22 protein-coding genes are annotated in these 26,607 nt (G+C 66.5%); 9 read left to right on the forward strand and 13 right to left on the reverse strand.

From position 1 onward, the window contains the following. Positions 1-3 precede the first annotated feature (3 nt). A complete protein-coding gene (locus IP65_RS04525; protein ID WP_054130982.1) occupies positions 4-1,446 on the forward strand; it encodes a UdgX family uracil-DNA binding protein in 1,443 nt (480 codons plus the stop codon). Between the two features lie 61 nt (positions 1,447-1,507). On the opposite strand, the gene IP65_RS04530 is transcribed toward IP65_RS04525, so the two are convergent. Continuing rightward, the gene (locus IP65_RS04530) at positions 1,508-4,234 is read right to left on the reverse strand and encodes a hypothetical protein (protein ID WP_054130983.1); all 2,727 of its coding nucleotides are present in this window, start codon (positions 4,232-4,234) and stop codon (positions 1,508-1,510) included. Between the two features lie 72 nt (positions 4,235-4,306). On the opposite strand from IP65_RS04530, the gene IP65_RS04535 reads away from it, so the two are divergent. From IP65_RS04535 to IP65_RS04555, 5 genes are all read left to right on the forward strand, one after another. Then, on the forward strand, positions 4,307-4,660 hold the full coding sequence (locus IP65_RS04535; protein ID WP_022675073.1) for a hypothetical protein: 354 nt from the start codon (positions 4,307-4,309) through the stop codon (positions 4,658-4,660). A 73-nt stretch (positions 4,661-4,733) separates the two neighbouring features. Then, a complete protein-coding gene (locus IP65_RS04540) occupies positions 4,734-5,978 on the forward strand; it encodes a hypothetical protein (RefSeq protein ID WP_231627555.1) in 1,245 nt (414 codons plus the stop codon). A gap of 10 nt (positions 5,979-5,988) precedes the next feature. Then, positions 5,989-6,939, forward strand: a complete 951-nt coding sequence (locus IP65_RS04545) for a hypothetical protein (RefSeq protein ID WP_054130985.1) — start codon at positions 5,989-5,991, stop codon at positions 6,937-6,939. Between the two features lie 2 nt (positions 6,940-6,941). After that, on the forward strand, positions 6,942-8,342 hold the full coding sequence (locus tag IP65_RS04550) for a sensor histidine kinase KdpD (RefSeq protein ID WP_022676549.1): 1,401 nt from the start codon (positions 6,942-6,944) through the stop codon (positions 8,340-8,342). Positions 8,343-8,478: 136 nt separating this feature from the next. Continuing rightward, on the forward strand, positions 8,479-8,907 hold the full coding sequence (locus IP65_RS04555) for a hypothetical protein (protein ID WP_156306423.1): 429 nt from the start codon (positions 8,479-8,481) through the stop codon (positions 8,905-8,907). 47 nt (positions 8,908-8,954) lie between these two features. On the opposite strand, the gene IP65_RS04560 is transcribed toward IP65_RS04555, so the two are convergent. From IP65_RS04560 to gltX, 3 genes are read right to left on the reverse strand one after another with little or no spacing between them, the layout of a single operon-like run. Then, a complete protein-coding gene (locus tag IP65_RS04560) occupies positions 8,955-9,164 on the reverse strand; it encodes a hypothetical protein (RefSeq protein ID WP_054130987.1) in 210 nt (69 codons plus the stop codon). A 15-nt stretch (positions 9,165-9,179) separates the two neighbouring features. Next, on the reverse strand, positions 9,180-10,466 hold the full coding sequence (locus tag IP65_RS04565) for a citrate synthase (protein WP_022676546.1): 1,287 nt from the start codon (positions 10,464-10,466) through the stop codon (positions 9,180-9,182). Between the two features lie 48 nt (positions 10,467-10,514). Next, on the reverse strand, positions 10,515-11,987 hold the full coding sequence (gene gltX / locus IP65_RS04570; protein WP_054130988.1) for a glutamate--tRNA ligase: 1,473 nt from the start codon (positions 11,985-11,987) through the stop codon (positions 10,515-10,517). A 169-nt stretch (positions 11,988-12,156) separates the two neighbouring features. On the opposite strand from gltX, the gene IP65_RS04575 reads away from it, so the two are divergent. Together IP65_RS04575 and IP65_RS04580 are read left to right on the forward strand one after the other, a co-directional pair. Beyond that, a complete protein-coding gene (locus IP65_RS04575; RefSeq protein WP_156306425.1) occupies positions 12,157-14,268 on the forward strand; it encodes a ComEC/Rec2 family competence protein in 2,112 nt (703 codons plus the stop codon). 350 nt (positions 14,269-14,618) lie between these two features. Further along, on the forward strand, positions 14,619-16,352 hold the full coding sequence (locus tag IP65_RS04580) for an ATP-dependent endonuclease (protein ID WP_082349783.1): 1,734 nt from the start codon (positions 14,619-14,621) through the stop codon (positions 16,350-16,352). 379 nt (positions 16,353-16,731) lie between these two features. On the opposite strand, the gene lexA is transcribed toward IP65_RS04580, so the two are convergent. Genes lexA through IP65_RS04625 form a run of 9 tightly spaced genes read right to left on the reverse strand, consistent with a single transcriptional unit; the run spans position 16,732 to position 25,524 of the window. Beyond that, entirely contained in the window at positions 16,732-17,421 is a 690-nt protein-coding gene (lexA, locus tag IP65_RS04585) for a transcriptional repressor LexA (RefSeq protein ID WP_054130990.1), read from the reverse strand. A 57-nt stretch (positions 17,422-17,478) separates the two neighbouring features. After that, positions 17,479-18,714, reverse strand: coding sequence for a molybdopterin molybdotransferase MoeA (locus IP65_RS04590; protein WP_054130991.1), 1,236 nt, complete (start codon positions 18,712-18,714; stop codon positions 17,479-17,481). Then, positions 18,711-19,181, reverse strand: coding sequence for a cyclic pyranopterin monophosphate synthase MoaC (gene moaC / locus IP65_RS04595; RefSeq protein ID WP_043608145.1), 471 nt, complete (start codon positions 19,179-19,181; stop codon positions 18,711-18,713). The genes IP65_RS04590 and moaC overlap by 4 nt, the downstream gene beginning before the upstream one ends. An 8-nt stretch (positions 19,182-19,189) precedes the next feature. Next, positions 19,190-19,636, reverse strand: a complete 447-nt coding sequence (locus tag IP65_RS04600) for a reverse transcriptase-like protein (protein WP_231627557.1) — start codon at positions 19,634-19,636, stop codon at positions 19,190-19,192. Positions 19,637-19,643: 7 nt separating this feature from the next. After that, positions 19,644-20,432 carry an indole-3-glycerol phosphate synthase TrpC gene (trpC, locus tag IP65_RS04605; RefSeq protein WP_054130992.1) on the reverse strand — a complete coding sequence of 263 codons (789 nt, stop codon included), beginning with the start codon at positions 20,430-20,432 and terminating at the stop codon, positions 19,644-19,646. A gap of 12 nt (positions 20,433-20,444) precedes the next feature. Continuing rightward, positions 20,445-21,440: an anthranilate phosphoribosyltransferase gene (gene trpD / locus IP65_RS04610; RefSeq protein ID WP_054131230.1), complete on the reverse strand. Its 996-nt coding sequence runs from the start codon at positions 21,438-21,440 to the stop codon at positions 20,445-20,447. Then, complete coding sequence (locus IP65_RS04615; RefSeq protein ID WP_054130993.1) at positions 21,437-22,021, reverse strand: aminodeoxychorismate/anthranilate synthase component II; 585 nt, start codon at positions 22,019-22,021, stop codon at positions 21,437-21,439. The genes trpD and IP65_RS04615 overlap by 4 nt, the downstream gene beginning before the upstream one ends. A 10-nt stretch (positions 22,022-22,031) precedes the next feature. Next, positions 22,032-23,576 (reverse strand): anthranilate synthase component I, encoded by a 1,545-nt coding sequence (trpE, locus tag IP65_RS04620; protein WP_054130994.1) that lies wholly within the window; start codon positions 23,574-23,576, stop codon positions 22,032-22,034. Positions 23,577-23,580: 4 nt separating this feature from the next. Then, positions 23,581-25,524, reverse strand: coding sequence for a peptidylprolyl isomerase (locus tag IP65_RS04625; RefSeq protein ID WP_054130995.1), 1,944 nt, complete (start codon positions 25,522-25,524; stop codon positions 23,581-23,583). Positions 25,525-25,771: 247 nt separating this feature from the next. On the opposite strand from IP65_RS04625, the gene tpiA reads away from it, so the two are divergent. Next, entirely contained in the window at positions 25,772-26,542 is a 771-nt protein-coding gene (tpiA, locus tag IP65_RS04630; RefSeq protein ID WP_054130996.1) for a triose-phosphate isomerase, read from the forward strand. Positions 26,543-26,607: the final 65 nt, after the last annotated feature.

A 26,607-nucleotide genomic window follows, 5' to 3' on the forward strand; every position in this document is an offset into this window, starting at 1 on the left:
TCCTTGCGCGTCTGCCTTCCCGCGCCTGATGATACCGAGGCCTGGCGCACGGCGGCGCGCGGGCTGATCCTGGCCGGGATCACGCCCGATGCGGTGTCGTGGGAGGAGCCAGGGCAGGGGGCAGCCGACCTTTTCGCGCAAGATGTCGTGCCGATCCCGCCGCCACGGCCCGATGCCCCGCCAGTGCGCGCCAGCAAGGCGTTTCTCAACCTAGTGCGCATGGCCCTGCTGCACCGTGCGCCCGAACGGTTTGATCTGGCCTATCGCCTGCTCTGGCGCCTGCAGGGCCAGCCGCGTCTGGCCGAGGATGCGGCCGATCCGCTCGTGCGCCGGCTGGATCAATTGTCGCGTCCGGTGCGGCGCGACATTCACAAGATGCGCGCGTTCCTGCGCTTTCGCAGCGTGGCCGAGCCCGATGGCAGCGAGCGCTATGTCGCCTGGTTCGAACCGGATCATCATATCCTGCGCGCCAATGCCGGCTTTTTCGTGCGGCGCTTTGCGGCGATGCGCTGGTCGATCCTGACGCCGGCCGGATCGCTGCACTGGACCGGCGATGTGCTGGAGGAAGGGCCACCGGCCACTCGCCTGGATGCACCCGGCGGTGATCCGCTGGAAGAATTGTGGCGCACCTATTACGCCAACATTTTCAATCCGGCGCGGCTCAAGGTGGGCGCGATGCTCAAGGAAATGCCGCGCAAGTATTGGAAGAACATGCCCGAAGCCGCCCTCATTCCCGAACTAATTGCCGGGGCCCAGGCGCGCGAGGCGGCCATGGTCGAGCTGGGGCGGCAGGAGTTCGGACCTGCGCCGGATAGCCTGGCCGATCTGGCCACCGGCATTGCCGGCTGCCGCCATTGCGCGATCGGCTGCAACGGCACCCGCGCCGTGCCGGGCGAAGGCACGCGCCGCCGCGCGTTCATGATCGTGGGCGAGCAGCCGGGCGATACCGAAGAAATGGAGGGCCGCCCGTTCGTTGGCCCGGCTGGCGAGGTGCTGCGCAGCCAGTTGCAGGCTGCCGGGATCGATCCGGGGCAGGGCTGGCTGACCAACGCGGTCAAGCATTTCAAGCATCAGCCCACCGGCAAGCGTCGCCTGCACCAGACGCCCACGGCCGGTGAGATCGATACCTGTCGCTGGTGGCTGGACCGAGAGCGTGAACTGGTGGCGCCGCGCCTGATCCTGGCCCTGGGCGCCAGCGCCGCGCGCGGGTTGATCGGCCGGACTGCCAGCGTGCAGCGCGAGCGCGGATTGCTTGCCCGGCAAGGCGACACAGACATCTGGCTGACCTGCCATCCCAGCTATCTGCTGCGGTTGGATGGCGCGGCAAGGGAGGCGGAACAGACGCGCTTCGTGGCGGATTTGCGCGGGTTTGCGCAGGCGTTGGAGACAGGATTCCACCACCCCCCGACCCCCTCCTCTAAAGAGGAGGGGGAGTTAACAAGCTGAAATCAAAGCCCCCTTCTCTTCAGAGGAGGGGGTTGGGGGTGGTGGGAAGCCTAAACCAACCTCACGCCCGAAGCCGCTCGATCCCCTGCGCCAGCGCCACATAGAGCTTGCCCATGTCGGACGAGAGCAGCGTCACGCCGAGGGCATTGCCATCGCGCGTCGAGAGCAACTGGCGCAGCATGCCTTCGAAATCGTGAATATAGCGGTTCACGTGGCCGCGGAATTCAGCATCGCCGGCATAGTGCTGCTGCACCGCCTTGGCATCGGCACTGTCGAGCAGAGTGACGGCGCGGCGGGTGAAGATGCCGCGATCGCCGCGAAGGTAGGAAGCCCAGGCCGTTTCCGAAACATCGGCTGACAGCGCCTGGGCAATGTCGATCGCGGCGGAATTGAGGGACTCGGTGATCAGTGCGGTGCGGCGCGCGAAGTCGTTGTCGACCTGTTCTTCGGCACGTTCGCGCGCGCGGGCAACGCGGTTCTCCAGGTTGGTGGCCAGTTCGTCCACCTTGGCCAACTGGTCGCGCATCTGCACGGCGCTGTCGCGGCTGGCGTCGGCGGCGTTGTCGATGGCCTGCTCCAACCGGGCGATCAGTTCGGCGCCGCGGCCTTGCAACACGCGGGCGAATGCGGCGTTGCCTTCCTCGCCCAGCCGCGCGGCAAGGGCCTCGATTTCGTCCTTTAGGGTTTCGCCCATGGTATCGCCAGCGGCACGGGCGGCGGCATTGAGGCGATCGATCGCGGTGGCCATGGTGCCGGTGATGTCGCCCGAAAGCGCCTCGGCCTCGCCACGCGCGGTTTCCAGCGTGGCGCGCACTTCATTGAGCTGCGCACGCTCGGCCGCGGCCTGCTGGGCAAAGGCTTCGTGCAGGCGGGCGACATGGGCCAGCGCCTCGGCAATGTCGGCGCTGGCGCCGCGCACGGTTTCGGCAAGGGCGGTGCCCTTGTTGCCCGCTTCGCCCAGTTCGGCATGCAGGGCGGTCACGCGCTGGTCCAGTTCGGCAAGGCCGGCCTGGCTGGTGCGCAAGATCTCGGGCAGTTCGTTGCGGCTGTGCTGCCCGGCGGCCTGGATCAGTTCGAGCAGGCGCACGGCGGCATCGGTGGTGCGCGCGATATGATCGTCTTGCGTGGTCAGTTCGATGCCGGTTTCGGCCAGGCGCGTGCGCAGCAGATCGAGCGCGCGGGCCACGGCCTGGGCCGTGGTATCGCCCATGCTGGCCGAGGCTGACAGCGTTTCGGCAAGTTCTGCCGCGCGGGCGGCGGCGGCATCGCATTGTGCGGCCAGGCGGCGCGCTTCATCGTGCTGGCGTGTACGCTGGGTATCGAGCGCACGATCGAGGTCGGCCAGCTTGTGGGCCAGTGCCTCGGTCGCCTCGTTGGCAGCGGCGGCGAGCGCGCTGCGCCGCTCGGCAATGGCGCGGTCAATTTCCACCATGCGGCGGGCCAGCGTCTCGCGCTGGTCATCGGCGCCAGCTGCCAGCGCGGCACGGCGTTGGGCGACGGCGGCGTCGATCGCTTCGCCTTCCGCGTCGAGCGCGGCCACCAGCGCGCGGCTTTCCTCGGCAAAGCGGGCCAGGCGGGTCTGGGCCTGTGCCTGGGTGCTGTCTTGGGCGGCGGTCAAGTCGTCGAGCGCGGCGCGCAACGTGCGCATCTGCGCCTCGCTGCGGGCCTGCCAGCTGGCGAGCGCGGCGCTTTCCTGCTCGGCCACGGCTTCGCCCAGCGTGGCGCTGGCTTCCTTCAGCGTGGCCAGGCGCTGTTCCAGCGCCGCCAGGCTTTCGCGCTCGGCACTGGCCATGGTGCGGCGCTGCTCGCCCAGCGTATCGGCCAGCGCCTGGGCGCGGGCGCGGATCGCGGCAAGTGCGGCATGCTCTTCCTGGTCGAGCGCGGCGCGATGGCTGCTCACTTCTTCTTCCAAGGTGGCAAAGCGCGCCTCGGTCTGGCGGGCAAGGTCAACGCCGGCTGCGGTCAGCGCGCCCAGCGCGGTCTGTACCTGGTCCCGCACGCTGGCCACTTGGCGTTCGCTGGCGAGGCCAAATTCGTTCAGACGCTGGAACCCGGCGACCATGTCTTCCAGCTGCACGTGCGCGGTGCGCCCGGCATTGGCGATGGAGTTGGTCACGTCCTTGGCGCTGTTGGCGATCACCGGCAGCTGGCTGCGCAGCTTTTCCATGTTGTCGAGCGCGTTGGCCGCCACATCGGCGATCGCGTTGACCTGCGCGCCGTTGTCCTGGATCAGCCCGCGCAGGCTGTCGGCATGAGTAGACAGGCGGTCAGCCGCCACGCGGCCCAGCGCATCGAGATCGCGCGCCTGGGCGGCGATGAAATCGCGGGCGAGGGCCAGCTCGGTGTTGATCGCACCCAGCTGCTGGTGCAGCTGCGCTGATTCGCGCGACAGGCCGCTGGCAATGCTGGAAAACCGGCGCGCCTCGCGCCCGCTGCCGCGCTGGATCAGCAGCAGGGTGACCAGCACGACCAGCACCGGCGCCGCCCACTGGCCGGTGGCGGCTGCCCAGGCAGCGGGGCTGCGCACTGCAACCAGTCCAGGAACGCTGGCCCAGGCAAAAAAGCCCGTCCACACCGCGATCAGGCCCCCCGCCAAGGCCCAAGGCCAGGGGGCTGGTGACCCCGTCGCGGCATCGTCGAAAGCGTCTTCGCTTTGATCGGCAAATTCCTGTAAAGATGGGGTAATGGGCAAGGCGGTTTCTGCCTGTTCACGATCCAGCGCCAGGCCATGCCCGCCGGTTTCCGGCTGGTTGGCTTCGATCGGAATGATCCGTGGTCCCCCATTCATGGCCACGTCTCTATCATGGAAAAGGGGGGCGGTTAAACCCGCCTTAAGCCCTGATGCCACACTATCAACAGCATGGCTTATCTTGGCGATCCGATCGATGCGCAGCTGGCGGCCGTGGCGGGCAGTGACCCGGCGCTGTTTGCCGAACTGCGCGGCGCTTTTCTCGACAGCGCGCGGCGGCAGGTCGATCTCATGCGGCGCTCACGTTGTGACGGCAACTGGTCGATGGCCGGCCTGCGGCTCAAAGGCCTGGCTGCCTCGTTCCACGCGCAAGGCTTGATGCGCCTAGTGGAACAGGCGCTGGCCGGTGCGCCGGGCGATCCGGCGGTCTTGCGCAAGATCGCGATGTGGCTGGATGATTTCAGCGCCGGCGCACAGGATCCGGCGCCAGCAGATCCAGCGCCGATCGGCCCCGATCAGGCCTGATCCGAAACGCCCGACGGGCGCTTGGCACGGCGGGGTTGCCGCCCTACCATGCGCGCGATCAGGAGGCATACAGTTGCGGGTCGCGCTCATATCGTTGATGGAAAATGTGCCGGTCGATCTGGCGGGCGACGGCGCCGTCCAATCGGGTGGAAACCCCGGTTTCTTGCCGATCGCCGGGCACAGCATCGCGCGCCACCAGCTGGGCTTGGCGCTGGCGCTGGGCGCCACGCGAATCGTCGTCCATGCCGAAATGCTCTCGGCCGAGATCGTCGAGATCCAGCACGTCGCCGAACAGCGCGGCGCGCGCTTTCACATCATAACCGCGGCGCGTGCACTGGTGCCGTTGGTTTCGGCCGAGGATGAACTGATCGTCTTTGCCGAAGGGTTCCTGGCCATGCCCGAGGATGCCCGCCGCATTCTGGACGAGGCGCCGGGCGTGTTGGCCTTGCCAGTGGAAGCCGGCGTCGCAGCCGGGTTCGAACGTATCGACATCAACCATGCCTGGGCCGGGGCGATGCGCATGCCCGGCCGGGTGGTGGCCGGGCTGGGCGATCTGCCGCCCGAATGGAACCCGGTTGCCGCGCTGCTGCGCCTGGCGACGCAGGCGCGCCTGCCGTTGCGCGCAGTGCCGCAGGCCCTGCTGGCTGCGGGCCGCTGGCGCCTGGTGCGCAACGAGGCCGATGCTCATGCTGCGGAAAACGATTGGCTGGCCCAGCACACCGCGGCCGGCCACGTCCGCTCGCCGGGGGAATGGCTGGCGGTGCAGGCGGTGCGGCGGATCGGCCCTGCGCTCTTGCATGCCCGCACGCGGCCTTGGGTGGCCATGGCGGCGGCGCTCCTGCTCGTGCTGCTCGCGCTGGGCGCGGGCTGGTGGGGCAGGGCGGGGCTGGCATTTGCGCTGGTTGGCCTGGGCTGGGTGGTGTTGCAGGCCGGGCGCCTGCTGGCGCGGGTGGAGCAGGCATCGCTGATGCAGGCATCGGGCCGCTTGCGCGGGGGGGCGCTGTTTGGCCCGCTGGTGGATGGTGCGCTGGTGGCGATCTGCGCCTGGCGTGCCAGTGGCGGGCCCACGGCCCAGACGGCGTGGTTTCCGCCGCTGGTCCTGGTCCTGATCCTCTGGCTGTTTCCGGTGGTGCTGCGCGATTTCCGCTGGACGGCATGGTTGTGCGACCGCCTGCTGGTGGCGCTGACGCTGCTCGTGGTGGGGCTGTTCATGCCGCTGGAAACGGGCCTGCGGGTGATCGTCGTCGTGCTGCTTGCCACGGCCTTGGCACAGGCGCATGGTCTGTTTCCTAACCGCTTGCTAACCAATGGAACCTAGAACCACGGGCATGCAGCACCCCGCGCCCCTTTCGCACGAAGACGATGCCTGGCTTGCCGCTGGCCTGGCGCGTGCCGGTGCCGCGCTCGACAGCACGGCCCCGATTCTGCGCCATCTGGTCTTGCAGGAAGAGCGCGCGGTGTTCGGCGATACGGTGATCGCCCATGTGCGCGGCATGATCGATGATGTCGCCCGGCAACTGGCGGTGGCCCAGGCTCAGGCCGGTGGCGCAGGCGAAGGGGTTGAGCCCGACATTGACGAGGTGGCCGGGTTTGCCAGCCTGCTCAGTGCCAATGGAGCGTTCCTGGCCGCCGTGCATGGCCAGGCATTGGAATGGCAGCTTGCCTGCCGGCTTGAGCAGGATCACGGCGTGGACATGGTGGTCGCGCCCTTGGTTGAAGCGGCGATTGCGGCGCAGGACGGGGATCGCTCCGCCGCAGCCATGGCGGCCCTGGTGGCGCAGGCCCGGTTCTGCCAGGCACAGCGGCGCATGCAGCTTCCGCTGGGTGAACTGCCGCAAGACTTGCTGCGTATTGCCCTGGTCACGCTGCACGCCCGCGCACAAGACGATGCCGAGGCGCAAAGCCGTGCAATCATTGCCGAACGGTCGTTGCGCCTGCGTTTCGATGCCGAGCGCGGGCGCCTCGCGCTGCTGCGCCGCCTGGTCGATACGCTGCCCGATCTGGCGCTGGCGCTCGACCCGCTGCACGCTGGACCGGCGCTGTTCCTCACCGCGCTGGCCCGCGCCATGGGCGCCCCGCGCGAGGATGCCGCGCTGTTGACCGCGCCTTCGCATCTGGCGCGGCTGGCGCTGGTCTTGCGCGCGGCTGGCCTGGATGGCGACGCGGTGCGCAGCCATGTCGCGGTGTTCCATCCCGAAGCGCTGGTGCCGGCGGCCGTAGGCGCGCTGTCGCCGCAGGATGCGGCCGAGCGCCTGGCGCATGCCAGGCTGGGCGGCTGACTTTGGCCACGGCCGATCCGATCCACGCCCGCTGCGATGCTGCGGACACCCTGGTTGCGGCTGATGAGGCCCTGGCCCGGTTGCAGATCGCGGCCGGTGGTACGATGCCGGGCATGCTGGCGGTTCCGGCGCTGCTGGCGCTGGTCCGCCAGGTGCGGGTTTCCGGTTTGGCGCAGGCGCGGCCGATCGTGGCGATGGATGGCGATTGCGCCATCGCGTTTCATGCCCAGGCCACGCCTGACGACGATGGCATTGCCCTGGTGCTGCGCGATTGGCGCCGCGCGGCCGCGCCCGATGATGGCCTGCCCGCGTTTGATGCGTCTGCGCTGTGGCATCATCTTGCGCAGGGGCATGTCCTGCTTGATGAGCAGCAGCGGGTAATCACCGCCGATCTGGCTGCCGCCGATCTTGCCGAACTGGCCGCAGACCTGGCCGGCTCCACTGGGCGCCATTGGGCCTTGTCTCCGGCGCTGTCGCTTGGCCAGGGGCGCATCGAGACGGCGCGGCTGCACTGGCGGCTGCTCGATGACATGGTCGTCGATGTCGCCGGGTCGGCCCGGCGCTGGCGCGTGCGCCTGTTGCCGCGCGTGGGCAGCGGGTTCGATCTGCTGCTCTTGCCTGAAACTATCCTGGCGCTGCCGGCCGATCCCCTGCGTGGAGCAGAGCCTGCCATGGCCGGCGCCGATGCGCCACTGCCGCCCTGGACCGGGTTCCTCGGACGTGATCTTGCGCCCGCACTGCGCCAGCCGATCAGCCGGATCATCGCCAATGCCGAAACCATTCGCAGCCGCCTGGCGGGCCCGCTGGCCGATGCCTATGGCAACTATGCCGCCGACATTGCCGAGGCGGGGCGCCATCTGCTCGGCCTGGTCGAAGACCTGGCCGATCTCGATGCGGTAGAGGCGCCGGGCTTTGCCCCCGCGCCCGATCACATCGACCTCGCCGATTGCGCCCGCCGCGCCGCCGGTATTCTGTCCGTCCGCGCGCGCGAGCGGGGCATCGCCCTGGCCTTGCCCGAGGAGGCGTGCCACGCCCCGGCGATCGGCGAGTTTCGCCGCGTGCTGCAGGTACTGCTCAACCTGTTGAGCAATGCTATCCGCTATACCCCGGCCCATGCCACCGTAACTCTGGCCTGCGGTGTGGAAGGAGCCACGGCCTGGATCGCGGTGGAAGATCGCGGCGAGGGGCTGACTGCCGATCAGGCGGCGCGCGTGTTTGAAAAGTTCGAACGGCTGGGCCGCAGCGGCGATGGCGGATCGGGCTTGGGCCTCTATATCTCCCGCCGGCTGGCCCGCGCCATGGCCGGTGATCTTACCGTATCGAGCACACCGGGCGAGGGCGCCCGCTTTGTGCTGACCCTGCCGGCAGACCTGCCCAGCGCCGGTATCGTCAACGCGCGCTGATTCTTGGCCGCCAGGTTAACCGCACCTTTTCATGGCATTCCGCAAACGTTCAGACCGTCTCGCCCACAACGCTGGGCATCGGGGACCGGAAATCTGACGCTTGTTTCGGAGATTCGCGATGATCAGGAAAATGGCGATGGTCGGCCTGTTGGGCGCCTTGGTGGCAACCCCGGCGCTGGCCCAGGCAGTAGACCCCAACCAGCCGTTCAACGATGGTTCGGCAGCAGCGTCGATGACAGCCCCTCCGGGCGTGGTCGTTCCCGGCCAGGATCCCGGGGTCAGCGCGGTCAATCGCAACGAGGCGCAGGCGCTGGCGATCGATACCAACACCGCCCGCGCCGAGCGGAACGCCGAACTGCAAAGCTACCACGCTGCGGTGCATGACTATCACCAGGCCGTGCAGGCCCGGCGCGACACCATCGCCATGATCCGCACCACCCAGTCGCGCCGCGACGCCGCCTATGCGCGGGCAATGGATGCGTGGCACGAGCAGGTCGCGGCATGCCAGAATGGCAATCACCAGGCCTGCCAGGCGCCCACGCCAGACCCTGCCGCGTTCGAATAAATTGTGGGAATGGCGCGGCCAAGCCGGCCGGCGCGGGTCTTGTGCGATCAGCGCCGGCGACCGGCGCGCCACACGGCGGCAATGCCCAGCAGCGCCAGTACGAGGCCACGCCAGGCCCACGGTCGCTGATCGAGCATGAAGCTTTCGCGCGGCCAGTGCACCAAGCCCAGGCCTTGCGCGATCCACAGCAGGCCCATGAAAAAGGCGGCCAAGCCGATGATCCGCAGGATCGCCACCATGACCGCCTTTCTCTTCATCGTGTATCTTCCGGCTTAGCGCTGGTTGATCGGAACGTAGTCGCGCTGCGTCGGCCCGGTGTAGAGCTGGCGCGGGCGACCGATCTTCTGGCCGGGATCGCTGATCATTTCGTTCCACTGCGCCACCCAGCCCACGGTGCGGGCGAGGGCAAACAGCACGGTAAACATCGTGGTCGGGAAACCGATCGCCGAAAGGATGATGCCCGAATAGAAGTCCACGTTCGGGAACAGCTTCTTTTCCACGAAATAGGGATCGTTGAGCGCGATCTCTTCCAGGCGCAGCGCGGTTTCGAACAGCGGATCGTTGACCTTGAGCGCGTCGAACACTTCGCGCACGGTCTTCTGCATCACCGTGGCGCGCGGATCGTAGTTCTTGTAGACGCGGTGGCCAAAGCCCATCAGGCGGAACGGATCGTTCTTGTCCTTGGCGCGCTCGATATAGTGCGGGATCTTGTCGGGCGTGCCGATCTCGCGCAGCATGTTGAGCGCCGCCTCGTTGGCGCCGCCGTGTGCCGGGCCCCACAGGCAGGCAATGCCGGCCGCGATGCAGGCAAACGGGTTGGCACCCGACGAACCGGCCAGGCGCACGGTCGAGGTCGACGCGTTCTGCTCATGGTCGGCGTGCAGAATGAAGATGCGATCCATCGCGCGTTCGACTTCGGGGATCACTTCATATTCTTCGGCCGGAACGCCAAAGGTCATGCGCAGGAAGTTGCCGGTGTACGACAGATCGTTGCGCGGATAGAGGAACGGCTGACCAACCGAATACTTGTAGGCCATCGCCGCAATCGTGGGGATCTTGGCGATCAGGCGGTGCGAGCTGATCGTGCGGTTCTGCGGATCGGCGATGTCGGTCGAATCATGATAGAACGCCGAAAGCGCGCCCACCACGCCGCACATCACCGCCATCGGGTGCGCGTCACGGCGGAAGCCGCTGTAGAACTTGGTCAGCTGCTCGTGCACCATGGTGTGGCGCGTGATCGTGCGGGAGAAGTTGGCCAGCTCGTCCTGGTTCGGCAGTTCGCCGTTCAGCAGCAGGTAGCTCACTTCCATGAAGCTGGAATGCTCGGCCAGCTGGCCGATCGGATAGCCGCGGTGCAGCAGGACGCCTTCGTCACCATCGATATAGGTGATCGCGCTGTCGCAGCTGGCGGTGGAGGTAAAGCCCGGATCGTAGGTGAACTTGCCCGACTGGCCGTAAAGCTTACGGATGTCGAGGACGTCCGGCCCGATGGTGCCGCTCTTGACCGGAAGGTCGATGGTCTTGCCATCGATGGTCAAAGTAGCCTGATTGTCGCTCACGCTAGGCTCTCCTGTACAAAGAAACAGTATGTTCTGTGGGCCACCCTGTCAGGCGGCATGGTCACGCAAACGGGCCAGGCTCTCTTCCTTTCCGAGGAGAACCAGGACATCGAAAATTCCAGGTGAGGTCGCTTGTCCCGTCAGGCTTGCGCGCAGGGGCTGGGCGATCTTGCCCAATCCTACTCCCAGCTCCTCGGCCATTTGCTTGAGATTGGCCTCGAGCGTGGCCGCTGTCCAGTCGTTTGCGCCCTCAAGGCGGGTGATCACTTTGGCAAGGATTGCCCGCGCATCGGCGGTGAGCAGGCCTTGCGCCTTTTCATCGAGCGCCAGCGGACGCTGGGCAAACAGGAACACCGCGCCCTTGGCCAGTTCGTTGAGATCGGCCGCGCGCACCTTGAGCACCGGCATCGCCTCGGCCAGCTTGGCACGGTCATGGGTCGGCACCAGCGCGTCGAGCCGCGGCGCAACCAGATCAGCGAGGCGCGCATCATCCGCTTCGCGCAGATAGTGCCCGTTCAAGTTGAGCAGCTTCTTGAGGTCGAAGCGCGAGGCGCCCTTGTTGACATTGGCGATGTCGAACCATTCCACCGCCTGGTCGCGGCTGATGATTTCCTCGTCGCCATGGCCCCAGCCCAGGCGAAGCAGGTAGTTGAACACCGCTTCGGGCAGCAGGCCCATCTCGTCGCGATAGGCGTCCACGCCCAGGGCGCCGTGGCGCTTCGACAGCTTGGCCCCATCGGCGCCGTGGATCAGCGGGATGTGGCCATAGATCGGATCGGGCCAGCCACCTTCGATCGCGTTCATCGCGCGGATGATCACCAGCTGGCGGAACGCATTGTTGATGTGGTCGTCGCCACGGATCACGTGGGTCACGCCCATGTCGTGGTCGTCGACCACCACGGCGAGCATATAGGTGGGCGTGCCATCGCCACGCAGGATCACGTAGTCGTCGATTTCCACGTTCTGCACGGTGATCGCGCCCTGGACGACGTCGTCGATCACCGTCTCGCCTTCGCGCGGGGCCTTGACGCGGATGACATAGGGCTTGTCGGCCGGCCAGGTGGCGGGATCGGCATCGCGCCATTCGCTTTCCAGGCGGAACGGGCGACGTTCTTCCTGCGCCTTGGCGCGGCGGGCGGCGAGTTCTTCCTGCGTCAGATAGCAGCGATAAGCGTGGCCCGCGTCGAGCAGCTGGTGTGCCACCTGGGCATGGCGATCAGACCGCGCGAACTGGAACACCGGCTCAGCGTCGCCGCCCAGGCCCAGCCAGTTGAGGCCGTCAAAAATCGCCTCGATCGCGGCATCGGTGGAACGCGCGCGGTCGGTATCCTCGATGCGCAGCAGATAAGTGCCGCCGTGGTGGCGGGCGAAAAGCCAGTTGAACAGGGCCGTGCGCGCGCCGCCGATATGCAGGAAACCGGTGGGCGATGGGGCAAAGCGGGTGACAACGCGTGCCGCCGGGGTGGGGCTGGCGCTGGCCGTACCCGATCCTGCAGAAACGGTGTCAGTCTGGCTTGCCATCGAGGGCGCATTCCTTCCAATTCGGCGCATGGCCGGCCTTGTTGCAACACCGCCTGATCCGCAAACGGCGCTTGGCCGGGATAACGGTGCCGGCCCGCCGATAACCGGTCTTGATATGGGACCGAACGGGCTCGGGCGCCATTGGGCCAAAGCAGCGCGTTTGTCCAGCATGCTCGCGCATGCGAATGCGTGGATCGAGCAGCGCGGCACAGAACGCGGCCCTTGGCTAAGTGTGGCGTATGCTGCGGGAATCTGCGCCTGGGTGGTGCTTCCAGGGCCCTGGCAGTGGTTGGCCCTTATGGCCGCAATCGGCGGAATTTTGCTGCTTGTGCTGCCTCGCGATCGAGACGGCCGATTCGCCCATTTGCGGTTGGCCGTGCTTTCGCTGGGGCTGATGGTGGTGGCCGGCTGCGCCACGATCTGGATCAAGTCTGCCTTTTTGGGCACCCCGCCGATTCCCCGGCCCATGCTGGTGGTGCTGGAAGGCACGGTGGTCGATCGCCAGGTCCAGGCGGCGCAGGGCCGTTTGCGGCTGATCCTGCAGACGCGGGTAACCTTGTTGTCGGGCGAAATGCGGGACGGTCAGGTGCGGATCAACGTGCCCTTGGCGCCGGCCGGGCAAAACGATTCGGCGCTGGCCGACGGGGCGCGGGTGCGCCTGCGTGCGCGACTGATGCCGCCGGCGCCGCCGATGGTGCCGGGCAGCTTTGATTTTGCCCGCAGTGCATGGTTTTCCGGCCTTATGGCCACCGGCAGCAGCGTGGGGGCGATCACCCTGCTGGCGCCGGCGCCACCGGGCACGCGGCTCGATGCCGTGCGCCAGCGCCTGGCGGATCATATCCGCGCCCAACTGGGCGGCTCACCCGGTGCGATCGCCGCCGCCTTTGCCAGCGGCGATCGCGGCAGCATCGCCACGGCCGATGAAGATGCGATGCGCGACGCGGGGTTGACGCACCTCCTGTCGATCAGCGGCCTGCACGTCAGCGCGGTGGTCGGCGCGGTATACCTCATCACCGCGCGCCTGCTCGCGCTGGTGCCGTTTCTGGCGCTGCGCCTGCGCGTGCCGCTGGCGGCTGCTGCGATGGGCGCGCTGGCGGGCATCGGCTATACGCTGCTGACCGGGGCAGAGGTGCCCACGATCCGCTCGTGCCTGGGCGCGTTGCTGGTCCTGCTCGCCCTGGCGCTGGGCCGCGATCCGCTGTCGCTGCGGATGTTGGCGGTGGCCGCGTTCATCGTCATGCTGTTCTGGCCCGAAGCCGTGGTCGGCCCCAGTTTCCAGATGAGCTTCGGCTCGGTCATCGCCATTATCGCGTTCGATTCGTCCGCGCCGGTGCGGCGCTTTCTTGGCCATGCGCACGAAGGCTGGGCGATGCGGCTGGTGCGGCATCTGGCGCTCGTGCTGGCCACGGGCCTGGTGATCGAACTGGCGTTGATGCCCATGGCGCTGTTCCATTTCCATCGCGCCGGCATCTATGGCGCGGCGGCCAATGTCGTGGCCATTCCACTCACGACGTTCGTTACCATGCCGCTGATCGCGCTGGCGCTGCTGCTCGACCTGGCGGGGTGGGGTGCCCCGGCGTGGTGGGCCGTGGGCAAGTCGCTCGATGCGCTGCTGGGCCTGGCGCACGTGACGGCCAGCCAGCCTGGGGCGGTGACCCTGCTGCCGGGGATGCCCGGTTGGGTCTTTGGCCTGATGGTGGGCGGGCTGCTGTGGCTGGCGCTGTGGACCGGCAAAGTGCGCCTGTGGGGCCTGGTGCCGGTTGGCGTGGGCGCGGTGTTGACGATCCTGCAACCCACGCCCGATGTGCTGGTGACTGGTGACGGGCACCACGTCGCCCTGGCAGGCGAAGGGCCCAACCTGCTGATGCTCCGCGCCACGCGCAGCGACTATACCCCTTCGATGCTGCTCGAAAACGCCGGGCTGGAGGGAGAGGCCCGCCCGCTCGACACCTGGCCCGGCGCGCAGTGCAACGCGGACTTCTGCCGCGCGGTTCTGGTGCGCCAGGGCCGGCGCTACACCGTGCTGATGAGCCGCGGCCGCGACCAGGTGGACTGGCAGGCCCTCACCACCGCCTGCGCCGCCGCCGATATCGTGATCGCCGATCGCACCTTGCCTACCAGCTGCCACCCCCGCTGGCTCAAAGCCGACCGCCGCCTGCTGCGCCAGACCGGCGGCCTGGCGATCTATCTGGCACAAGGCAAACTGGCGACCGTTGCGGAGACGGAAGGCCAGCATGGCTGGTTTCCGGTGCCAAAGGCGTGGGCGGATAAGGGCAGGTGATGGGTAACGCCAGTTTTGATTCCGGCGCCGCCTGTTTGCTTGGGCCTTTTAATCGTTAGACTGACCGGGCAGCTGGATAGTGTCCGCTTTCGACCACATTCTGCCGTTCCTCCGTAATAGTGCGAATGTCCGAATCTGATAGGAGCCGCCGACCGAGTGTTATGAAGCTGCTGGTCTACAGCCAACAACATTTCTGGCGATAACAATCTAACAAAAAAGCTTGAAAATTGTCGTCTTGCAGGATCAATTGTAGAAAAATTCTCCCTTGGACTGCGGAGGTCGATGATATAGATGATCGATGAGTAGTTTCGTTTGCGCGGAACCTCCAGCGGTTTACCTGTGGAACAAAGATGACCAAAAGCGAACTCACCAAACCAACGATTGATCTTGAGCGACCAACTTTAGCGTTTGAGGCCGTCACCTTTTCGGATGGCTGTACTCTCACGTTTGAAGATGACGACATCGTGGTGTTCGTTGGGCCAAACAACGCTGGTAAAAGTGCGACGCTCCGAGAGATGGAGGCTATGGTCGCAAGGACGCAACCCGGTAATACTGTTCGCTCAGCCAAGCTTAAGAAAACTGGCGATTCCGGCTCGCTACGCGCTTATTTGGATCAGCATTCCCAAAAATCTGGCGCTGGCGCTGACCTGCAATTCGGAGGTATCGGCTTCAACATCCATCAAAGCCATATATCGTGGTTCGATAATCCTAATGACAGACATCCTGTAGCTCCCTTCTTTGCCAAAAGGCTCGCGACCGAAACGCGCATTCAGGATTCGATGGCAGCACCTGCGATTGCGCTCTATAACAACCCGCCAACGCATCCGATTCACATGCTTTTGATGGACGAAAAGCTAGCCGCCGAGATGAGCGGAAAATTTCGACACGCTTTCGGCGTTGACCTGATTCCATTCAGGGCTGGCGGCGGTAGCTTTCCACTTTACGTTGGTATGAAGCCGACACTTGCGTCCGGCACCGACGAGCTATCACGTGAATTTGTGGAGGAGCTCCAACGCACAAGTGTTCAGCTGGATCGTCAGGGCGATGGCATGCGGAGTTTTGCCGCTGTACTCTTGCATGTCCTCGCAGCCAGAAACCATTCTATCCAGTTTTTAGATGAGCCAGAGGCATTCCTCCATCCCCCCCAAGCAAGACTTTTGGGAAAATACATCGCGGAGGGACGACGTGAGAAATCTCAACTTTTTATTGCAACGCACAGCACCGATATTCTTGACGGCCTGATTGAGGGCGGTTCAGACAAAGTACGTATTATCCGAATCCGCCGTGAGGGCGATATCAATCGCGTTAAGGAACTGAGCAAGAGTCAAACGCGCGCCATCGCGAAGGATACTCTCACCCGATTTTCAAAAGTGTTCGACGGCATCTTCTTCGAGCATGTGATCGTATGTGAGTCTGACGCCGACTGTATGTTTTATCAGTCGATTCTTAGCTTGCCCTCAATTTCCGGAGAGCGACGCCCCGACGTGCTGTTTGTCCACACGGCTGGAAAACACCGCATGTCGAAGTTGGCGGAAACCTTAAGGGCACTGGACGTCCCCGTATCGGTTATTGCCGACATCGACGTCTTGAGCGAAGAAAATACATTCAAGACGTTGGTCGAGAAGCTTGGGGGAGAGTGGTCCGATATCCAACCGCATTGGTATGCCGTATCGCAGGCTGTTCTGAGCCAAAGGCCTCCACTTAATGCGACGCAAGTGAAAGGCATGATCGCCGACCTAATCGAAGATGTGTCCGGGATCGCTGAATTTCCCCGAGCCAAAGAAAATGCGATCAAGAAAGTCTTCAAGACGGTGTCCCCCTGGAGCGCTCTAAAGCAGAGCGGCCGTCGCGGACTCCCAAATGGCGAACCAACAACGCAATACGATCAGCTTGCGGAAAAATGTGCGTCGATCGGCCTTTGGATTGTCCCCGTCGGAGAGGTTGAAGGTTTTTGCCAATCCCTTGGATCTCACGGGCCAGGGTTCGTGGAGAAAGTTTTAGAAACCAAGGGCTTGGAAACGGATGTCGAGCTCGCAGAAGCTCGTGAATTTGTTGGCAAAATCTGGCGGCGCCGACGTTCTTAGAAGTCGGAGCGCAGAGTGCTTCGAGCTCTAAGGATGCAGGCATAGTCACCATGGGATGACCCGCGTTCGCTTTAGGCGTTCAGGTCCCAGCCCCCTGTCAGTATCCACAACATTAGCGCCATAGGCGGTAGAATGGGACATCGCCCCACAAGCGGCCGGATTTGGCTGTAGCTGTCGTTCAGCAGACCGTGCCGGGACGATGCCTTTGTCCCACTTGAAGAAATTGCAGATTATCGATCCTGAACAGTGGGGCATGCGCAAAGCGAGGTAGGCTTTCCAGATCAACCGCTGCCCACCAACCAATCATGCCCAACATTAGACCGTTGAAGGGCTTGTGCGCAAATGCGCATTCACTCAGCGCAGTTCCTCAAGCAACCCATCAATGATACCGCCGCAACAGCCCCGCCAGCTTGCCTTGCACTTCCACTTCGTCGGGCGCGTAGAACTGCGGGTCATAGGCGGCGTTGGCCGGGTCGAGGCGGATGCGGCCTTTTTCGTGGTGGAGGTATTTGAGAGTCGCTTCCTCGCCACGGACCAGGGCGACGACGATTTCGCCGTCGCGGGCGGTGTTGGTGCGGCGCACGAGGGCGTAGTCGCCGTCGAGGATGCCGGCGTCGACCATCGAATCGCCCGACACTTCCAGCGCGTAGTGCTCGCCAGAGCCGAGCAGGGCGGCGGGCACGGGCAGCATGGCGGAGCCCTCCATCGCCTCGATCGGGGCGCCCGCGGCGATGCGGCCGTGGAGCGGGATTTCGATCACGTCGTTCGCGGCCACTGGCGCTGGGCGCGGGGTGGTGGACGCGGGGGCAGTGGGGCGCGGTGCGGGAGTGCGCGCGGCGGCCTTGGTCGCCAGGCTTTCCGGTTCGCGGATCACTTCGAGGGCGCGGGCGCGGTTGGGCAGGCGGCGGATGAAGCCGCGTTCTTCCAGCGCGGAGATCAGGCGGTGCACGCCAGACTTGGACTTGAGATCGAGCGCTTCCTTCATTTCTTCAAACGAAGGCGAAATGCCGGAATCATCAAGGCGCGTCTGGATGAACGAGAGCAGTTCGTGCTGCTTGCGCGTGAGCATCCGCAAGTCTCCTATGGCGAACGAATGCGGAACGAATAAGCAACCAAACCGAACCCGTCAAGCAAATCCGCCAAATTCGAGCAGATAGATCGGCACCTTGCTCCCTTCCGGTTGCATCGCCGCGCCGGCCTCGCGCTGCACCAGGCAATTGGCGCGGGCAATGGGGGCGATCGCGCCGGAATCCTGCAACGGATCGAGTGTGACGGAAACGCCATCCCAATGGCCGCGCAGGAATTCGGTGCGCCCGCCACCGGCCGGCATGGGCTGGGCCAGTGGCATGTGCAGCGGGCTGGGCAGTGGCTGGGCGGCACCCAGCGCGGCGCGCAGCAGGGGCAGCATGAACAGGTGCGCGGTGACATAGGCCGAGGCCGGGTTGCCCGGCAGGCCCAGGATCACCTGCGGCGCGGCGCGGTCTTTGGCGCTGCGTTGCCCCACCAGCAGCGGCTTGCCCGGCTTGATCGCCACGCGCCAGAAATCGATGCGCGCGCCCACTGCCTCCAGCGCGGGGCGAACCAGATCGTGATCACCGACCGAGGCGCCGCCACTGGTGACGATGATGTCAGCTTCGCGCACGCTATCGAGCGCGGCGGCCAGGGCATCGAGCCGATCGGGCACCGGGCCGATGCGCTGCACGTCCACCGGCAGGGCGGCGGCCATCGCGGCGAGCATCGGGCCGTTGCTGGCCGGAATCTGGTGCGCGGCCAAGGCGTGGCCGGTTGCGGCCAGTTCATCGCCGCTGTCGATCACCGCCAGGCGCAGGCGGCGGCAGACTGGCACGTGGCCATGCCCGGCAGCAATCGCCAGCGCGATCTGCGCTGCGCCCAGCCGCGTGCCGGTGGGCAACAGCGGGTCTTGCGCGGCAAAATCCATGCCTGCCGGGCGAATATGGCGCGAGGGTGGTTGCGGCGGGGTGCCGGTGAGGGCGAGCGCGGCGCCATCGCGCGCGCAGTCTTCCTGCAGCAGCACGCAATCGGCACCTGCGGGCATGGCCGCGCCGGTGCTGATCCGCACGGCCTGGCCGGGCGCTACCGTGCCGGCATAGGGATGGCCGGCGGCGCTTTCGCCCACCACGGTCCATGGGCCGGGCAGATCGGCGCTGCGCAGGGCATAGCCATCCATCGCCGAAAGCGCGGTGGCCGGCTGCGTGCGCGCGGCGACGAGCGGCGCGGCGAGATAGTGACCCCGCGCCTCTGCCGTGGCGCGATGGTCGATCGGCAGGCGCGGGGCGAGGGCGATGAGCCGGGCCTGCGCCTGTTCGAGTGGCAGGGGCGGCTGGCGCGGCGGAGCATTCATGGCGCGGACCAATCGCCCGATTTGCCGCCGCGCTTGGCCACCAGGCGCACGGCTTCGATAACCATGCCCTTGTCCACGGCCTTGGCCATGTCATAGATTGTCAACAATGCCACGCAAGCGGCTGTCATCGCTTCCATTTCCACGCCGGTTTTGGCGGTGAGCGAGGCGGTGGCGGTGCATTCCACCCCGCCATCAACAAAGCCAAATTCCACCGCCACGGCATCGAGCGACAGCGGATGGCACAGCGGGATCAGCTCGCCGGTTTTCTTGGCGGCCATGATCCCGGCAATGCGGGCGGTGGCCAGCACATCGCCCTTGGGCACGGTGCCATCGCGGATCGCGGCCAGTGCCGTTGCCGACATGCGGATCATACCGCGCGCCACGGCCACGCGCTGCGTGGCGGGCTTGGCGCCGACATCGACCATGCGCGCATGGCCCTGGGCATCGAGATGGGTAAGCTCTGTCATCCCCCCGCTCATGCCATGCGGGGGAAAAGGCGCAAGCCCTGTTGATCGGCCAGCGGCTGTGGCGGAGCGAGCCCGGCGCGGCGATATTCAAGGGCAATGCCGGCAAGGTTCTGTGCGCGGCCGACATGACGCAGTCGGACGCGCGAAAATGAAACGAGGCCGTTCCGATAGGCGGCAAGGCAATCGGCCGTGGCAGGGTGGGCGGCGGTGCGGCCGGCGATCTGGTCGATCACGAAGGCGGAATCGCCGCACAGCACCACGTCTGTCTCGCCAAGCTGCCGGGCCAAGTCTATTGCGCCGAGCAGGGCCAGCCATTCGGCGCGATTGCTGTCACCCACACCGCAATCGGGGACAATCCAAGTGCGGCCGCCGGTGACGACGGCGATTTCCATGCGGCCGGGGTTGGGCCGGCAGCCGCCATCGAACCACAGCTTGCGCGGTGCGGGCGGCGGCAAGCTGGGGTCAGCCCTGCAGCAGCGCCTGGGTGGCGGCGGCCACGTCGGCCTCGCGCATCAGGCTTTCACCCACCAGGAACGTGCGCGCGCCGCAGGCGGACAGGCGCACGAGATCGGCGTGGGTGTTGATGCCGCTTTCGGCCACCAGCAGCGTGCCAGCGGGCGCCAGCGGGGCCAGGCGCTCGGTATTGGCGATGTCGGTGACGAAGCGCTTGAGATCGCGGTTGTTCACCCCGATCAGGCGGGAATGCAGGCGCGCGGCGCGCTCCATCTCGGCCTCGTCATGCACTTCGACCAGCACGTCCATGCCGTGCTCGCGCGCGGCGGCTTCGATCTCGGCCATCTGGGCATCCTCGAGCGCGGCCACGATGATCAGGATGGCATCGGCGCCAATCGCGCGGGCTTCGGCCACCTGCCAGGGATCGACCATGAAATCCTTGCGCAGTACGGGCAGCGCACAGGCGGCGCGGGCGGCGACGAGATAGTCTTCATGCCCCTGGAAATAGGGCGCATCCGTCAGGATCGAAAGGCACGCGGCGCCGCCCGCTTCATAGGCGCGGGCATGGTCGGCCGGCTGAAAATCGGCGCGGATCAGGCCCTTGGACGGGCTGGCCTTCTTGATTTCGGCAATCAGGGCAAAGCCGCTGGCGGCGCGGGCACGCAGCGCGGCTTCGAACCCGCGCGGCGCGGTTTGCGTGGCGGCGCGGGCAGCGAGGTCTGCCAAAGATAGCGCGGCCTTGCGCTGGGCCACTTCGGCGCGCTTGGTATTGCAGATTTCGGTAAGCTTGTCAGTCATGTGCACAGAGCCTTACTTCAGCGCGTCGATCCAGCAACGCAGCAGGCCAAGGGCCAGGCCCTTGTCGATGGTTTCGGCAGCTTCTTCAACGCCTTCGTGCCAGTCGGTGACATCCCCGGCGACCATCAGCGCGGCCGCGGCGTTGAACAGCACGGCATCGCGATAGGGGCCGGGCTGGCCATCGAGCAGCGCCTGGAGCGCAGCGGCGTTATAGGCAGCGTCGCCGCCGCGAATGGCATCCACCGGTGCGGTGGCCAGGCCAGCGTCGCCCGGCGCGATGCGGTGCATGAGGATCGCGCCACCATGCACGTCGGCCACTTCATTGCCGCCGGCCAGGCTCAATTCGTCGAGCCCTTCATCCCCCGAAACCACGAACGAGCGCGCCGTGCCAAGCCGCGCCAGGGCATCGGCATAGATCGGCACATAGGCGGGGCGGGCAATGCCGACGAGCTGGCGCTGCACCCCGGCGGGATTGGCCAGCGGGCCCATCAGGTTGAAGATCGTGCGGCGGCCAATGGCGCGGCGGATCGGCATGATCCGGCCCATGGCAGGGTGGTGCTTGCCGGCGAACAGGAAGCAGATGCCAAGGTCTGCCAGCGTTTCCTCGGCCGTTTCGACCGCGCGATCGAGGTTGAGACCCAGCGCCTCCAGCGTATCGGCAGCGCCCGCCTTGGAACTGGCGGCGCGGTTGCCGTGCTTGGCCACTGGCACGCCGCAGGCGGCAACAACCAGGCTTACCGCGGTGGACACGTTCAAGGTGTGGTGCCCGTCGCCACCGGTGCCGCAGACATCGATGGCGTTTTCGGGCGCGGCGATGCTGATCATGCGCGCGCGCATGGCCTGGGCCGCGCCAGCAATTTCGCTGGCGCTTTCGCCGCGATCGGACAGCGCGACGAGGAAGGCGACGGTCGCATCGTCTGCCACCTGGCCATCGAGGATCGCGGCAAAGGCAGCTTCGGCTTCATCCTGATCGAGCGGGATTTCCCCGACCGGGGGCAGCACGGTCATGCCGGCATCCGCGCCGCGATCCCGCACAATGCCAGAAAATTGGCGATCATGGCGTGGCCATGCTCGGTCGCGATGCTTTCTGGATGGAACTGCACGCCGTGGATCGGCAGGCTGGCGTGGCGAAAGCCCATGGTGTGGCCATCATCCGACCGCGCGTTGACGATCAGGCATTCGGGCACGTCTTCCACCACCAGCGAGTGATAGCGCGTTGCGGTAAAGGGCGAAGGCAGGCCGGCGAACACGCCGGTGCCATCGTGGGTGACGGGCGAGGTCTTGCCGTGCATCAGCCCACCGCGCACCACCTTGCCGCCGAAATATTGGCCGATGGATTGGTGGCCCAGGCACACGCCGAGCAGCGGCATGCCTGCCTGCGCTGCCGCGCCGACGAGATCGAGGCTGACGCCCGCTTCGTTGGGGGTGCAGGGGCCGGGCGAGAGCAGGAAGCCCTTGGCGCCCGAAGCCAGCGCTTCGGCTGCGGTCAGCGCGTCGTTGCGCACCACGTTCACTTCTGCGCCCAATTCCATCAGGTAGTGGACGAGGTTCCAGGTGAAGCTGTCGTAATTGTCGATGACGAGGATCATGGTCTAATCCCTATTGCCCGAACGCCGGCTCTGCCGCAACGCGGATCGCTTCGCGTGCGGCGGCGAACAGGGCGCCAGACTTGTGTTCGCATTCGCGCTGTTCGGCCGTCGGGTCGCTGTCGGCCACGATGCCGGCGCCGGCCTGGACGTGCATCACGCCATCCTTGAGTACGGCGGTACGCAGCACGATGCAGCTATCGACCGAGCCATCGGGCGCGAAATAGCCGACCCCGCCGGCATAGGCGCCGCGCGTTTCGGGTTCGAGTTCGGCGATGATTTCGCACGCCCGCACCTTGGGCGCGCCGCTGACCGTGCCGGCGGGGAAGCCGGCGAGCAAGGCATCGACCGAATCCGCGCGCTTGGCATCGAGCTGGCCGACCACGTTCGAGACGATGTGCATCACGTGGCTATAGCGTTCGATCGTATAGCTTTCGGTGACCTTGACCGTGCCGGCGGCGGCTACGCGGCCCACGTCGTTGCGGCCGAGATCGAGCAGCATGAGATGCTCGGCGCGTTCCTTGGGATCGGCCAGCAGGCTTTCCTCGTTGGCGCGGTCTTCGGCCGGGGTGGCGCCGCGCGGGCGGGTGCCGGCGATCGGGCGGATGGTCACTTCGCCATCGCGGATGCGCACCAGGATTTCCGGGCTCGATCCGATCAGGGCAAAGCCGGGCAGATCGAGGAAATAGAGGAACGGCGAGGGGTTGATCCGCCGCAGCGCGCGATAGAGCGCCATCGGCGGCAAGGGGAACGGCGCGGTGAAGCGCTGCGCCAGCACCACTTGGAAGATATCGCCGGCGGTGATGTAGTCGCGCGCGCGGGCCACCATCTGGCCATAGCGTTCGGGCGCCATCTGCGGCTCGCGCACCAGATCGACGGTTTTGGGCAGGCGCGGATCTGCGGGCAGGGGGCCATGCAGGCGCGCCAGCGTGGCATCGATGCGATCAGTCGCACGCTCGACCAAGGCCTGCGGTGTGCCGCCCTCGGCCCACACCGGGGCAACGGCGGTGAGTTCGTCGGTCAGGCGATCAAACACCAGGAGCACGGTGGGGCGCACGAACAGCATGTCGGGCAGTTCCAGCGCGCTTTGCGGGGCGCGTGGCAGCTTTTCCACCAGGCCGATGGTTTCATAGCCGAAATAGCCGACCAGGCAGGCCAGCGTGGGCGGCAGGCCTTCGGGCACGTCGATCCGGCAGCGTTCAACCAGCGCGCGCAGTTCCGCCAGGCTGTTGCCTGGCAGCGCGGCGAACGCGGCGCGGTCGGTCTGCCAGGCGGCATTGATCTGCGCGGTTTCGCCCGTGGCGCGGAATACCAGATCGGGATCGAGCCCGACCAGGCTGTAGCGGCCGCGCACTTCGCCACCCTGCACCGATTCCAGCAGGAAATCGCCGCGTTCCGGCTCGAACAGCTTGCGCGCGGCGCTGACCGGGGTTTCGCTGTCGGCAATCAGCTTGCGCCAGACCAGCGCCGGCTTTCCGGCCGCCAGCGCGGCAAGGGCCGCGGCGCTGTTTTCGGGCTGGGCGCCGGTTGGCGCAGGACGCGACAGGATCGTGGTCATGGCCTTACTGGTTACCGACAAGCTTGGTATTGAGCGCACGCAGCGCGGTTTCGTTGCGGGTCACACCCACCTGGTTGCGGATCGCGGTGCGCAGTTCCTCAGCCACTTCGCGGCCCATATCGAGGCCGAACTGCTTGCCCGCCTGCGCCAGGAACGGATCGCCTGCGGGGATGACGCCGGGCGTCACCGTCTTGAGCGAAACCACGTAGAACCCGGCATTGCCCGGCGCGGCGAGCGGCTTGGCCGTGCCCTTGGACATGGCGAACAGCAGCACCAGCGGCGGGGGCAGCTGGCGGCCGCTTTGCTGCATGGCCGCAAGCTGTTCGCGCGTGATCGCCACCGGCTGCGCGGGCGGCAGAGTCACGCCCAGACCCTTGAGCGCGTCGGCCAGCGAAGCACCCTTGGCCATCGCGGCGAGCACCTTGGCCGAGGCGTCCTTGGCCTTGGCGGCGCCCTGTTCGGTAGCATAGTCGCGCGCGACCTGGTCCTTGATCTGGTCAAGCGGCGCGGGGGCGGCAGGCATGATCTGGCCCACGTCGAAGATCGCGATGCGCTTGCCATCGGCGAGCGGCGCAACCTGGCCTTCGCCTTCATGCTCCAGCGCAAAGGCGCCTTGCAGCAGTGCGGCAACATCGGCCGGGGCCTTTTGCCCAGGCTGGCCGAACACGCTGCCATCGGCAGTGAGGGCGGGGGTGGTGGTCAGCGTCACGCCCTGGGCCTTGGCCACATCAGCGAGGCCGGTGTGGTTTTCGAACTGCTCTTCCAGGCGGGAAGACAGATCGAGCAGCGCGGCGTGGCGCTTTTCGGTGGTCAGTTCCGCCACCAGTTCGGGGCGGGCCTGTTCCAGCGTCTTGCCCGGCTTCTTGACGATGGCATCGACGCGAATGACGTGCCAGCCAAGGCCGCTCTTGGCCGGCGTTGCCACCTTGCCCTGGGCGGCGGCGAAGACCGCATCGGCCACGGCGGCAGAGCTTTGCGCGGCGAGCTTGTCACGCGTGAGATCGGCGATCTTGCTGGCGGCAAGGCCCTTGGCGCGGGCAGCGGCCTCGATGCTGGTGCCGGCAGAAACCTGCACGGCCAGCGCCTGGGCGGCCTGCTCGGTCGGCACGACGACCTGGGTTACCGTGCGGGTTTCGCTGGGCGCATAGACATCGGCCTTCGCCTTGTAGCGGGCGGCAATGTCAGCGTCGCTGGGGGCAGGCACGTTGGCCAGGCTCGCCTCGTCGATCACGGCATAGCGCACGGTGCGGCGCTCGGGCTGCTGATAGCGGGCGGCGTTGGCCTTGTAATAGGTGGCCAGCACGGCATCGCTCGGCTTGTCCTTGCCGGCAAAGGCGATGCTGGGCAGGAAGGCAATGTCGCCCTCGCGCTTTTCCTTGAGCATCGCGGCATAGCGCGCCACGGCCGAGGCGGGCATGGCGGCGCCTGGCGCGACTGGCGACAGCACCTGGCGGGCGATCAGGCTCTGCGTGATCGACTTGCGCACGGCGGCATCGGTCATCCCGCGCTGGGCGAGGAACGCGCGATAGACCGCGTCGCTGAACTTGCCATCGGGGCCCTGGAACGCGGGCTGCTTGGCGATTTCGCTGTCGACCAGACGATCGCTGACGCCCATGCCGTTCTTGGCGGCCCATTCCTGCATCGCGGCACGATCAGCCAGGCCGGAAAGCGCATCGTTCATCACGCCCTGGGCCAGGAACTGGCGCATCGTCAGCGTCGGGTTCTGCTCGCGCTCCTGCTCGAACGCGGTGGTGATGGTCTTGCCTAGCTCGTCCACGCCGACCCTGGCATGGCCGACCTTGGCTGCTGCCTCACCGTCCGAAGACTGGCCGATACGCAGGCCGCTCACGTCGGCGCCGGCAAAGGCCAGGGCAAGAAGACCGATGAACACCAGGGCGAAAAGCGCGCCGATGCGGGAATGGATCAGTTTACGAAACAGCGAGAGCATGGGATGCGATCAAATCCGCCTGATGACTTGGATTGGCCTGCCTTAGGAGGCTTGGACCGATCCCGCAATGCCTCTGGCACGGCACAGGCCGGCCAAGCACTTCATCGCGGGGGCCTTGCGCTGGCGGGGCAATTGCAGGCAAGGGGGGTGGCACGGAATCGGGCCTGACAACGCGCCACCGCACAACAACCGGCGCGGCAATCCCGATTTTCGGCGGGGCACACAGAACGAGGGATCAAAGCCAGCCATGGCGCAACGACCATATATCGTCGGCAACTGGAAGATGAACGGCAGCCGGGCCATGCTGGCCGAGGCGCGCGCGATCGACCGCGCTGCTGCCCGCCATCCGCAGGTGGATATCGCCCTGGCGCCGCCGTTCCCGCTGATCGGCCTGCTGCGCGAGGCCGTGACCGGCATCGGCGTGGGCGGGCAGGATTGTCATACCGAGGCCAAGGGCGCTCATACCGGTGATGTTTCGGCCGCCATGCTGGCCGATATCGGTGCCGATTTCGTGATCCTGGGTCACAGCGAGCGCCGCCGCGACCATGGCGAGAGCAATGCGCTGGTGCGCGCCAAGGCCGATGCCGCGCTGGCGGCCGGGCTGGGCGTGATCATCTGCGTGGGCGAAACGCTGGAAGAGCGTGACGCCGGCCGCGCCGAAGATGTGGTGGCCAGCCAGGTCGACCATTCCCTGCCGCAGGGCGAAGTGGCACTAGAAGCCGTCGCCGGTGGCAAGCTGGCCGTTGCCTATGAACCGGTATGGGCGATCGGCACCGGCCGTGTGGCCGATGTCGAGGATGTGATTGCCATGCACGCCGCAGTGCGGGCGCGGCTTCATGCCGCCTATGACGAAGCCGGCGCGCGCCCGCGCATTCTTTATGGCGGGTCCGTCAATGCCGGCAACGCCGCTGCATTGCTGGCTGCGCCCGAGGTGGGCGGGGCGCTGGTTGGCGGGGCAAGCCTGACGGCCGATGCCTTCCTGCCGATCGTGGCGGCCGCTGGCGCCGGCGAAGGCTGAGCGCAAAATTCGGCCCCTTGCGCAAGGGCGCCCGGCGCCCTAAGTGCGCCGCAACAGTTTCAGGC

Source organism: Novosphingobium sp. AAP1, assembly GCF_001295765.1.
GTDB lineage: Bacteria > Pseudomonadota > Alphaproteobacteria > Sphingomonadales > Sphingomonadaceae > Novosphingobium > Novosphingobium capsulatum.